This is a genomic window from Methylobacterium sp. WL119, from assembly GCF_008039875.1.
Taxonomy (GTDB): Bacteria; Pseudomonadota; Alphaproteobacteria; order Rhizobiales; family Beijerinckiaceae; genus Methylobacterium.
The window spans coordinates 1-503 of record NZ_VRUU01000257.1 but is presented as its reverse complement, the minus strand read 5'-3'; the positions used below and the strand labels follow the sequence as shown (position 1 = coordinate 503).

The 503-nt window shown below is 74.4% G+C and carries 1 protein-coding gene; it reads left to right on the top strand.

Translation table 11 applies throughout. The annotated features are described in order from the left end of the window. Nucleotides 1–497 (top strand): class I SAM-dependent methyltransferase (locus tag FV227_RS28725; RefSeq protein ID WP_147860490.1); only part of this gene is annotated, 497 nt, incomplete at its 5' end. Between the last annotated feature and the right edge of the window lie 6 nt (nucleotides 498–503).

Here is a 503-nt window from a genome sequence, read left to right as displayed (position 1 = left end):
CCGCCGACCTGTCGGAGCCGCTGCTCGCGGTGGCGCGGGCGCGGCCGGTGGCGGCCGGCGCCGCGCCGATCGACTGGATCGTCGCCGACGCCGAGACGCAGGCGTTCGCGGGGCCGCCCTTCGCGCGGGCGATCTCGCGCTTCGGCGTGATGTTCTTCTCGGATTCGCGCGCCGCCTTCGCCAACCTCCGCCGGGCGCTGGCGCCGCACGGGCGCCTGACCTTCCTGTGCTGGCAGGCGATGGCCGACAACCCGTGGGTCACCGTGCCCCGCGCGGCCGTGCTGCCGCTGGTGCCCGATGCGGGGCCGCCGGACTTCGCCGGCCCCGGGCCGTTCCGCTTCGCCGACGCGGACGCCCTGCGCCGCCTGCTGGCGGAGGCCGGCTTCGGCGCCGTCTCGGTCGCGCCGGTGGTGCGCGACCTCGTGCTCGGGCGTTTAAACAACGGGCGCAGCCGACGATACGACGTGTGTAGATATCGGTGGGGGCCGGATGAATAAAAAAAA